This is a genomic window from Gordonia sp. L191 (genome assembly GCF_030077625.1).
Taxonomy (GTDB): domain Bacteria; phylum Actinomycetota; class Actinomycetes; order Mycobacteriales; family Mycobacteriaceae; genus Gordonia; species Gordonia polyisoprenivorans_A.
Genome location: NZ_CP125996.1, coordinates 2,830,517 through 2,841,232 on the forward strand (window position 1 = coordinate 2,830,517; position 10,716 = coordinate 2,841,232).

Annotated in this window: 7 protein-coding genes; 2 read left to right on the top strand and 5 right to left on the bottom strand. The window is 68.7% G+C overall.

Annotated elements, in window-relative coordinates; all coding sequences use genetic code 11:
- Positions 1-70: 70 nt before the first annotated feature.
- From QNM97_RS12650 to thyX, 3 genes are all read right to left on the bottom strand, one after another.
- Complete coding sequence (locus QNM97_RS12650) at positions 71-2,083, bottom strand: ribonuclease J (RefSeq protein ID WP_283822990.1); 2,013 nt, start codon at positions 2,081-2,083, stop codon at positions 71-73.
- Positions 2,080-2,988: a 4-hydroxy-tetrahydrodipicolinate synthase gene (gene dapA / locus QNM97_RS12655; protein WP_283822991.1), complete on the bottom strand. Its 909-nt coding sequence runs from the start codon at positions 2,986-2,988 to the stop codon at positions 2,080-2,082. The genes QNM97_RS12650 and dapA overlap by 4 nt, the downstream gene beginning before the upstream one ends.
- A gap of 108 nt (positions 2,989-3,096) precedes the next feature.
- A complete protein-coding gene (gene thyX, locus QNM97_RS12660; protein ID WP_283822992.1) occupies positions 3,097-3,849 on the bottom strand; it encodes an FAD-dependent thymidylate synthase in 753 nt (250 codons plus the stop codon).
- Positions 3,850-4,117: 268 nt separating this feature from the next.
- Between thyX and QNM97_RS12665 the strand changes: the two genes are divergently transcribed.
- A complete protein-coding gene (locus tag QNM97_RS12665; RefSeq protein WP_283822993.1) occupies positions 4,118-5,839 on the top strand; it encodes an alkaline phosphatase D family protein in 1,722 nt (573 codons plus the stop codon).
- Between the two features lie 46 nt (positions 5,840-5,885).
- Here QNM97_RS12665 and QNM97_RS12670 read toward each other — a convergent pair whose 3' ends face one another.
- On the bottom strand, positions 5,886-6,650 hold the full coding sequence (locus QNM97_RS12670; protein WP_283822994.1) for an HAD-IIB family hydrolase: 765 nt from the start codon (positions 6,648-6,650) through the stop codon (positions 5,886-5,888).
- A gap of 103 nt (positions 6,651-6,753) precedes the next feature.
- Entirely contained in the window at positions 6,754-8,034 is a 1,281-nt protein-coding gene (locus QNM97_RS12675; RefSeq protein WP_283822995.1) for a glycosyltransferase, read from the bottom strand.
- Between the two features lie 40 nt (positions 8,035-8,074).
- On the opposite strand from QNM97_RS12675, the gene QNM97_RS12680 reads away from it, so the two are divergent.
- Positions 8,075-10,714, top strand: coding sequence for a cytochrome P450 (locus tag QNM97_RS12680; protein ID WP_283822996.1), 2,640 nt, complete (start codon positions 8,075-8,077; stop codon positions 10,712-10,714).
- The last annotated feature ends 2 nt before the right edge of the window (positions 10,715-10,716 follow it).

The following is a 10,716-nucleotide window of genomic DNA, read 5'->3' on the forward strand; positions in this document are numbered from 1 at the left end:
TCGACCGTCGCCCACCGGGCCCGACATCATGGCGACGCATGGTGTCAGCGGGCCCGGGATCAGCAGCGCGTCAGTCGCCGACGGCGAGCACCGTCGGCACGATCATCGGTCGGCGCCGATAGGTGTCGGCAACCCACCGGCCCACCGTCCGACGGATGCCCTGCGCAATGCGGTGGGTGTCGGAGACGCCCTCGGCGGCCAGCGTGTCGAGCACCTGATCGACGAGATCGGCGGCGGATTTGAGGGCGTCCGGATCGTCGGAGAAGCCGCGACCGGAGACCTCGGGGGTACTCAGCGCACGCCCGGTGGTGGAGTCGACGGCGACGGTGATCGCGATGAAACCGCCCTCTCCGAGGACGAGTCGTTCCGACAGCGTCGATTCGCCTACGTCACCGACGGACAGACCGTCGACGTAGACGTGGCCGACCGGGACCCGGCCGACGATCTGCGCCTGCCCGTCCACGAGGTCGACGACAACGCCGTCCTCGGCGAGCATGATCCGATCCGGATTCACCCCGGTCGCCTCGGCGAGCGCGGCATTCGCCCGAAGGTGACGCCACTCGCCGTGCACCGGCATCGCATTGCTCGGCCGGACCGCGTTGTAGAGATAGAGCAGCTCACCGGCCGACGCATGGCCGGAGACGTGCACCTTGGCGCTCTGCTGGGTGATGACCGTGGCGCCCAGCTTCGCGAGGCCGTTGACGACCGCGAACACCGAGTTCTCGTTGCCGGGGATGAGCGACGACGCGAGGACGACCAGGTCGGCGGATCGGATGTTGATCTGCCGGTGCTCCCCGCGGGCCATCCGCGACAGCGCCGAGAGCGGCTCGCCCTGAGATCCGGTGGAGATCAGCACCACCCGGTGGTCGGGCAGGGTCGCCGCGGTGTCCATGTCGACCTCGACACCGTCGGGCACGTGCAGATAACCGAGGTCCTGGGCGATCTGCATATTGCGGACCATCGAACGTCCGACGAAGGTGATTCGGCGGTTGTGGGTGTGTGCGACGTCGATGATCTGCTGGATGCGGTGCACGTGGCTGGCGAAGGAGGCGACGATGACCCGGCCGCGCGCCTTGCCGATGACCTGGTCGAGCACTCCCCCGATCTGCCGCTCGGGGGTGACGAATCCCGGCACCTCGGCGTTGGTGGAGTCGACGAGGAACAGATCGACGCCCTCGTCGCCGAGTCTGCTGAATCCGGCCAGGTCGGTGAGCCGGCCGTCGAGGGGCAGCTGGTCGAGCTTGATGTCACCGGTGTGCAGGGCCAGTCCGGCCGGGGTCCGGATCGCGACGGCGATCGCGTCCGGAATGGAGTGGTTGACCGCGAAGTACTCGCACTCGAAGGGACCGTGGGTGGTCCGCTCGCCCTCGCGGACCTCGATGAGCTTGGGACGCAACCGATGTTCGCGGCACTTGGCGGCGACGAGTGCCAGCGTGAACTTGGATCCGACGACGGGGATGTCGCCACGCAGCCGCAGCAGGAACGGGACCGCACCGATGTGATCCTCGTGCCCGTGGGTGAGGACGACCGCCTCGACGTCGTCCATCCGGTCCTCGATGTAGCGGAAGTCCGGGAGGATGAGGTCGACGCCCGGCTGCGCGTCCTCGGGGAACAACACCCCGCAGTCGACGATCAGCAGTTTGCCGTTGTACTCGAAGACCGTCATGTTGCGGCCGATCTCACCGATGCCGCCGAGGGCGACCACACGCAGCGCGCCCTTCGGCAGACGACGCGGCGTACCGAGTCGATCGACCGGTGCCGGCGGCGTGGAGGTACCGCGATCCCGGCCACCACCGCCTCGTGCACCTCGCGCGTTGTCACGGCGCTCGTGCCGACCGGACCGGCGGGGTTCACCCCCACCTCGGTTCTCCGCCGGCGCCGACGCGGCGTGGCGGGCCGAATCCTGCTGCGCAGCCGCGCTTTCGGACCCTCCGCCAGACGCTGAGGCCTTCGGGGGAGCCACGGCGGGCGAGGCGGGGGGCGGCGAGGCGGGGGCCGGAGAGCCGGCGGTATCGGTGGCGGGTGCGGGCTCGGGCGGTCCGGCCTGGCGTCGGGCGCTGCGGCGGCGCTGGGGGCCGGTCATCGGTTCAGCAATCCGGCCGTGCGCAGATCGGCGATGAGCGACTCGATCTGCGGAGCGTCTGCGGGTACCTGCGGCAGGCGTGGGTCCCCGACGTCGAGTCCGAGTATGCGCAACGACGCCTTGACCATGGTCACCCCTCCCAGCCGTCCCATCGCGTTGACGAGCGGGAGCATCGTGGTGTTGATCGACCTGGCGGTCTGCAGATCACCCTTCTCCACCGCGATCTGCATGTCGCGCAATCGATCTGCGACGAGATGGCCGATCACGCTGACGAAGCCGGTCGCCCCGATCGACAGCCACGGCAGGTTGAGCGCGTCCTCGCCCGAGAGGTACTCGAGGTCGGTGGAGGCGATCAACCCCGCAGCCGAATGCAGATCGCCCTTGGCATCCTTGACGCCCTTGATCCGCGGGTGCTCGGCAAGGGCGAGCATCGTCTCGTTGGCCACCGGCACCACCGAGCGGGGCGGGATGTCGTAGATCAGGACCGGCAGGCAGGTCGCATCCGCGACCGCGCGGAAGTGCGCGAGCAGACCGGCCTGCGGCGGCTTGGAGTAGTAGGGCGTGACGACGAGCAGACCATGCGCACCGGCTTTCTCCGACGCCTGCGCGAAGCGGATGCTCTCGGCGGTGTCGTAGCTGCCCGCACCCTGGGTGATGCGGGCGCGGTCCCCCACGGCGTCGAGAACGGTACGCAGCAGGTCGATCTTCTCGTCGGGTGTGGTGGTCGGCGACTCACCGGTGGTGCCACTGACCACGAGTCCGTCACAGCCCTTGCCGACCAGGTGGTCGGCGAGCTCGGCAGCCTTGTCCAGATCGAGCGCACCGTCGGGACGGAAAGGGGTGACCATCGCCACGACGTTGGTCCCGAACGGGTGCGCCTGTGGCTGCGACTCGGTTGCGCTCATGGTGGTCAAGATTACCGGGGCGCCGTGGCCGGCGGCCAATGGGCACTGCATGTCGCAGAAAGGCGCGCCACCAGCACTTTGTGGCCGCCCGTGCCGTGCTGGAGGACCTCAGCCCTCGAGCACGAACGGTGAGGTCGCGACCTCGGTGCCGTCGGCGAGCGTGCCAATCTCGAAGTCACCGAAGACCGTCGGCGCGACCTGCATCAACTGGCGCAGGCATTCGACGGCGAGCTGGCGGATCTCGACGTCGGCGTGCTCGGTGGCACGCATCCCGACGAAGTGGCGCCATGCACGGTAGTTGCCGGTGACGACGATCTTGGTCTCGGTGGCGTTGGGCAATACCGACCGCGCGGCCTGCCGGGCCTGTTTCCGACGCAGGATCGCATTGGGGACGTCGGCGAACTTGGACTCGAGAGCAGCGAGGAGTTCGGTGTAGGCGGCGCGGCTGGCGTCGGTGGCCTCGATGAACAAGCGCTCCAGCTCCGCATCGCCGCTGATGGCCGGGGGTGCCACCACGTTCGAGTCATGCTCGGGAACGAACCGCTGGGACAGTTGGGAGTACGAGAAGTGCCGATGGCGGATGAGTTCGTGGGTGCACGACCGGGAGATGCCGGTGATGTAGAAGGTCACCGTTGCGTGCTCGAGGAGCGAGAGGTGCCCGACCTCAAGGATGTGGCGCAGGTAGCCGGCATTGGTCGCGGTCCGCGGATTCGGTTTGTCCCAGCTCTGATAGCAGGCTCGACCGGCGAACTCGACCAGGGCCTCGCCGCCGTCGGCGTCGGTGGTCCAGGGCACGTCTGACGGCGCGGTGAACTCGGTGGCGGCCACCATCTGCACCCGCAACGGAACCATCTCGGACACGTCGCCTCCTCTCCACACGACTCGCGCCGTCGTCACCCCTCCCCCGGCGGGAGGAGAGCGCAGTCATCGATTCTCCCACCGGTGTCCTCGGCGATTCCGCCCACCCCATGCCGGAATCGCACCCGGCAGGCAAGGCGGGTAATACGGTGAGCAGCGGGTGAATTCTCGACGTCGCGCCGGTGTCATCGCCGCATCGACCTGCGCCGACGCGAGCACCACGCGACATCGTCCGTGGCGATATGTCGGATATGCCGCACAATGATGCCCCGTGACGCAGACCCCCGCGAACCCGACCGCCGTGAACCCGCCTGTCGCGCACCCTAACGGGCCGCTCGGGCGACGACGGCTCCTGCAGACCGGTGCCGCGCTGTGCGTGGCGAGCCCCCTCGCGGGCCCGTGGGCACCGAACGCGGCCGCCGCCCCGGTGACCACGCCGGCGGTGTCGGCAGTCTTCGCCCACGGCGTCGCCTCGGGTGATCCGCTGCCAGACCGGGTCATCCTGTGGACCCGGATCACCGCGACCGCCGATGCGGTGCCGGGTTCGGGACGCGGCGCAGGCTCGACAGTGCGGTGGGAGATCGCCCACGACGAACGATTCGCGACCGTCGCCGCGTCGGGATCGGTGGACGCCGTCGCCGAGCGCGACTTCACCGTCAAGGTCGATGCAGCAGGCCTCACGCCGGGCACCGAGTATCACTACCGGTTTCGCGTGACCTCCGGGCCGGCCACCGGGGCGGTGTCGCCGGTGGGCCGCACCCGCACCGCGCCATCACCCGACGCCGACGTGTCGCGGATGCGCTTCGGGGTGGTGTCGTGCGCGAATTGGGAGGCGGGGTACTTCGGCGCGTACCGGCATCTTCGCTCCCACCGAGACCTGCACGCCATCGTCGCCCTCGGCGACTATCTCTACGAGTACGGCACCGGCGAGTACACCGGTAAAGCCGGTGCGGTGCGCACACATTCACCTCGACACGAGATCGTCACGCTCGCCGATTACCGAGTCCGTCACGCGCAATACAAGACCGATCCGGATCTCGCGGAGCTCCATCGTGTTCTGCCGTGGATCTGCACCTGGGACGATCACGAATCCGCCAACGACGCGTGGGCCGGTGGTGCCGAGAACCACTCGCCCGACGAGGGTGCGTGGGCGACACGCAAGGCCGCCGCCGAACGCGCGTACCACGAGTGGATGCCGGTGCGCTCGGCCGCCGACGACTCGGGCACACACCTCTATCGACGGTTGCGCTTCGGTCGGCTGCTCGAACTGTCGATGCTCGACCTGCGCACCTACCGCGACCAACAGGTCTCGACGTCGTCGAATCGCATCGACGACCCGGCCCGGTCGATCACCGGGGCCGCCCAGATGCGTTGGCTCATCGACGGTCTCGCGTCCTCGTCGACGCGATGGAAGATCGTCGGCAATCCCGTGATGATCTCACCGGTGTTGCTGCCCCCGCTCGACACACGCACCACCGCCGCCCTCACCGAGTCCCTCGGGCTACCCGCCGAGGGGTTGCCCTACAACCCCGATCAGTGGGACGGCTACACCGCCGATCGCCGTCGCCTGCTCGACGCGATCCGGTCGAACAAGGTCACCAACGTGGTGTTCCTCACCGGCGACATCCACTCGTCGTGGGCGTGTGACATCCCGGTCGATGCCGCCGACTATCCGGGAAGCGGTTCGGTGGCAACCGAACTCGTCGTCACCTCGGTCACCTCCAGCAATATCGACGACATCCTCGGCGTGCCCGAGCACACCGCGGGTGCGGCCGTCTCGCCGGCACTGATGGCGGCCAACCGGCACGTCCGCTGGAACGACTTCGATGCTCACGGATACGCCGTACTGACCGTCACACCGGCTGCGGCACAGATGGACTGGTGGTTCGTCACCGACAAGGCCGATCCACGGACCGGTCGGTACCACGGCCGCTCCTACCGGGTGATGGCCGGATCGCCACGCGTGCAACCGGCCGCGGCGCCGATCAACTGAGCATCTCCCCACCACCCGGTTCGCAAACCCGAACGGGGGCGGTGGCTCAGTTGTCGAGCAGCGCAACCAGTTTGGCGTGGGTGTCCTCCCAGCCCTCGACCGCGACGGAGGTGATGCCGATGTCCTGGACGGGGCGGTCGTTGCCCCCCTCGTCGAGCCGGTCCCCGAAGAACAGGATGTCGTCGAGGCCCAGGTCGAGGATCTCCATGAGTTTGCGTGCGCCGTAGGCCTTGTCGATGCCCTTGCGGGTCACGTCCACCGATGTCGATCCGCCGCTGCGGACCTCGAGATCCGGAAGTCGTTCGGCGGCATAGGCCCGCAGCGATTCCTTCTTCGCACCGTCGGGGTCCCAGGCTTTCTTGGCGTCCACCGGCGCGGACTGTCCGAGCGCCGAGTAGGTGATCTGACTGCCGCGGTCCTCGAGGATCGGGCCCCAGGTCTCGGTCTCCCAGAGGCCGAGTTCCTTCGCGCCGGTCTCCAGGGCGTCGAGGGTGCGCTGCTTCTCGTCGTCGGTGAGGTCCTCGGCGTACACGGTCTCCCACTGGCCGTCGGAGTAGCGGACGTACTGGGTACCGCAGGTGGGCATCAGGTGCAGGTTGGCGACCTCGTCGACGCCACCGATCCGATCGAGGACCTGGGCGCGGAATTGCTCGTAGCGCCCCCCGGAGATGATGCACACCAGCGACCGTTGCAGCAGCCGCCGCAGCACCTCGACCATGACGTCGTCGAGTGGACTCTTCGACGGCGCGAGCGTGTCGTCGAGGTCGAACATCACCAGCGCATAGTCGTGATCGCCGAAGGTCACCGTCATCGTCGTGCCTCACCTCTGTTGTGTGGATGCATTTGTTGTGTGGATGTATTCGCGTGGTCGGGGCACAAGCATGTCATCGCTGACCGGCTGCCGCCATTCCGGCTCACGCGGCGGCCTCGACGATGTCGGCCGTGCGTGCGGTGGCATCGGAATGGTCGGTCAGTCGTGCCGCGAACCGGGCCGCACGATCGACGGTGTCGGGGTGCAGGACGGCGCGTAGTGCCATGGTGAGCGAATCGGCGTCGAGGTCGGCGAACCGGAGATGCCCGCCCACGCCGAGCCTGGTCACCTGCCCACCCCACATCGGCTGGTCGAACGACACCGAACAGATCAGTGTCGGTAGGCCCGCGCGCAGACTCTCGAAGGTCGTGCCGATCCCACCGTGATGCACCGCTGCCGCACATCGGGGGAAGATCAGATCGTGCGCAAGCGCACCGGTGATCATCACGTCGCCCTCGGCGACGCCGCGAGCGCCCGGATCGAGATCACTCCACCCGGCGCTGACGAGGATGCGCACGCCGAGACGTGCTGCGACCGTCCGCATCATGGCGACGGTGGCCGATGCGTCACGGATCGGCATGCTGCCGAAGCCGCAGTACACCGGCCGGCTCCCGGCGTCGATCCACTCGGTCACCTCGGCATGGTCACCGTCGAGGTCGCCGACCGCGGCACGCGTGTCGGGTTCCAGCGGAAGGAATCCCACGAGCGGTCGCCGTTGCCCCCACTCCTCGGCCAGGCCGGGCACCAGTGCGCGATCGTAGATCTGGATCTCCGGAATCCCTCGGCGAGCACACATCTGGGCGGGTATCGCCAGACTGCGGCGTAAACCCAGCTCGGTACGCAGCTCGGTCAGGTAGCGCAGGAACACGAGCCGGCGCGCGTTGTCGGCCACCAGCCATGTCGCGCGGTTGACCACTGCGGGCGGTGCCATCGTCGGTGGCAGGGCGCCGGGGAACGGATAGCTGCGGCTCGGCCGACCCGGGAATCCGTGCATCGTCACCATCGGGATGTCGAAGGCCTCGGTCACCGACGCCGCACGATCCTCGGTCAGCAGCGTCGCGACCACCACGTCGGCACCCCGACAGACCTCGATCACCTCCGTGTTCATCCGAGACGCATAGTCGGCCATCTGCGCACCGACCAGTCGCATCAATGCCAGGCTGCTGCCCGCGGCCAACGCGCGTTGCCCCTCATCGGAGGAATACAGTTGTGCCACATCGGGTCCGCAGCTCACGGCATCGAGACCGGCACGACGGGTGAAGTCGAGGAGATTCGGTGGCGCTCCGACGAGGACGTCATGTCCGCGGCGGCGCAACTCCACCCCCAGCGCCACCGCCGGCTGGACGTCTCCGCGTGTTCCCGTCAGCGGGATCGCAATCCTCATGTGACTCCTTTCGATTGCTGGGTGGATTACCCTGCAGACAATGCGACCCGACAGTGCGACGCCCGAGCCCGGCGAGCCCCACGACCGGCTGCACATCGCCATGTTCACCGACTTCCCGCCGGGATCGCTCGGTGGCATCTCGACTGCGGTGGACGACCAGCGTCGGGCACTCGAACGCCTTGGCCACCGGGTGACGGTGTTCGCGCCGGCGCCGACCGATCCGGAGGCCGCCGTGCCCACCTGGCTCGTGGCCGTCCCCGCGCCGCGGGCGCTGTCGGTCAACGGATTTCCGTTCGTCGTGCCCACCCGCGGAGTCCTCGCGGCGGTCGAGAAAGAACTGATCCGGCGTTCCCCGATCGACGTCGTGCACGTGCACACCACCTATGGGGTCGCGGTCCTCGGCGCCACACTCGGCCGTCGGCACCGAATCCCACTGGTCCAGACGATGCACAGCCGCGACGACGTGTTCGTCGAACGCACCTCCCCCGCGCCCTGGGCGTCCGCGGTGGGAATGCGAATCTTGCACCGTTGCTTCGTCTCCCCCCGCCTGTCGACCCACCGCGGAGGGGTCGCGCGGGTCGCCGAGTCCCGCACCGCGCGGCAGGTGTGGCACACGATGCTCGCGCAGGCGCGTAGCGCCGACGTGGTGATCGCACCGACCGAGCACTTCGCCGACTGTTTGCGCCGCCATGGTCTCTCGGGTGACATCCGGGTCGTCTCCGGCGGCGTCGACGACGATCTCCTGGCCACTCTGCCGAAACGGTCGACTCACGGCCATGACGATCCGCTCAGATTGTTGTGGTGCGGCCGGATCTCCGCGGAGAAGCGGCCCGCGGTGGCCGTCGAGGCGGTCGCGGCGACCCCCGAATGCACCCTCGACATTCTGGGGAGCGGCGATCAGGAGCACCACATCCGTACCCTCGTCGACGAATCGGGGCTGCGACAGCGCATTCGGCTGCTCGGGTCGACCGACCGGGCCGGAGTGCTGGCCGCGATGGCCGACGCCGACGCGTTGTTGTTCACCTCGGCCGGTTTCGACACCCAGGGACTGGTCCTGCTCGAGGCCGCCGCTGCCGGTCTCCCGGTGATCTACTGCGATCCCGACCTCGACGAGACGGTACCCACCGGCGGCGGGCTGCGCGCCGCCGATCCGTCGGCCGATTCCATCGCCGCGGCCATCGCTGCGGTGCTCGCCGACCCGGCGCGGCTCGATGCTGCACGAGAAGCGCTGTCCGACACCGCAATCCCCCAGTCCCGGATGACCCGGCAGACCGTCGGGATCTACCGGGAACTCGTTGGTGCCGAGCGACGGGGCCGAGAGTGTATGCCCGCGCGGCCCGAAGACGTCCCGAGCGCCCCCGGACGCGTACCCGGGCTCGGCCACAGCCTCGTCGCCCTGCGCCAGGGACTGCATTTCATCGTCGGTCTGGGCCGTATCGGCCCGGTGGTGCGCGTGGACCTCGGTACCCGGCCCGCCTATCTGGTCACGACTCCGGAACTGATCCGGCAGATCGGTTTTCGGACCGCGGGCGAGTTCCACCGCGCCGATCTGCAGGAGGCGATGCACGAGGCGATCCGGGAGGCCTCCAATGTTCTCAGCGGGCGACGCCACGAGGTGCGCAGGCGTCAGATGGCACCGGCGTTGCGCGCGCGTCGGCTGGCGCGGTACGCGGTCACCACGGCTGCCATCGCCGACGACTGGTCTCGCGGTCTGACCGATGAGCATCCGGTGGATCTGCGGACCGAGGCGCACGGTCTGGTGTTGCAGACCGTCACCTCGACGCTGTTCCGTGCCGACTTCGGCGCCGACGCGCTCGATCGGGTGCGTGAGACCGTGCCCTGGTTGCTCGGCGAGGTGATCATCCGCGGCGCGCTGCCCGCCCCCGTCCGCCGGATGCGGATGAGCGCGAACCGGCGTTTCGCCCGCGATTCGGCGATGCTGCGCGAGGCCATCGGCACCGTCGTTCGCCGCTACCGAAGCCAAGGCGTCGATCACGGCGACGTCCTGTCGGTTCTCGTCGGACACACCGACGAAGACACCGGAATCGGCCTGTCCGACGACGAGATCATCGACGAACTGCTGCTGATGGTGGCCGCCGGCGTCGGTTCGACGGCATCGATCCTGGCCTGGGTGTGGTACGAGGTCGCCCGCAACCCGCACGTGAGTTCCCTTGTTGCACAGGAGGTCGAACACGTCGTCGGCGAGGGCCCGGTACACCCTGACCACCTCGAACAGCTCACGTACCTGCGTCGGGTCGTGGCCGAGACACTGCGGATGTGGGGGCCGTGGATCAGCAGTCAGACCGCCGACGGGCCGGTCACCTTCGGCGACGACGACACCGGGCGTCTCACCCTGCCGGACGGTTCGACGGTGATCTACAGCCCGTACCTCGTCCTGCACGACCCACAGTTCTACACCGATCCGGAGACCTTCGACCCGGACCGATGGGAGGCGGACCGAGCCGGGCATCTCGACCGGAAAGCCGATCTCGCTTTCGGTGTGGGAGAACGCCATTGCCCGGGAAACACGTTCGCGATCTCGACCATCCTGCTGTGCTCGGCGGCACTCTACTCGCGCTGGACCGTCCGTCCGGCCGGCCGCCGCCGGGCGCGGCCGTCGACGACCGATTTCGTCGCCGCTCCCTCGCAGGTCCGGGTGCGCCTCGAGCCGAGGCGATGAGG

Excerpts from the sequence above, each read along its gene's own strand:
- QNM97_RS12675 (WP_283822995.1), bottom strand. The coding sequence starts at position 8,034 with ATGAGGATTGCGATCCCGCTGACGGGAACACGCGGAGACGTCCAGCCG.
- dapA (WP_283822991.1), bottom strand. The coding sequence starts at position 2,988 with ATGAGCGCAACCGAGTCGCAGCCACAGGCGCACCCGTTCGGGACCAAC.
- QNM97_RS12650 (WP_283822990.1), bottom strand. The coding sequence starts at position 2,083 with ATGACCGGCCCCCAGCGCCGCCGCAGCGCCCGACGCCAGGCCGGACCG.
- QNM97_RS12670 (WP_283822994.1), bottom strand. The coding sequence starts at position 6,650 with ATGACGGTGACCTTCGGCGATCACGACTATGCGCTGGTGATGTTCGAC.
- QNM97_RS12680 (WP_283822996.1), top strand. The coding sequence starts at position 8,075 with ATGCGACCCGACAGTGCGACGCCCGAGCCCGGCGAGCCCCACGACCGG.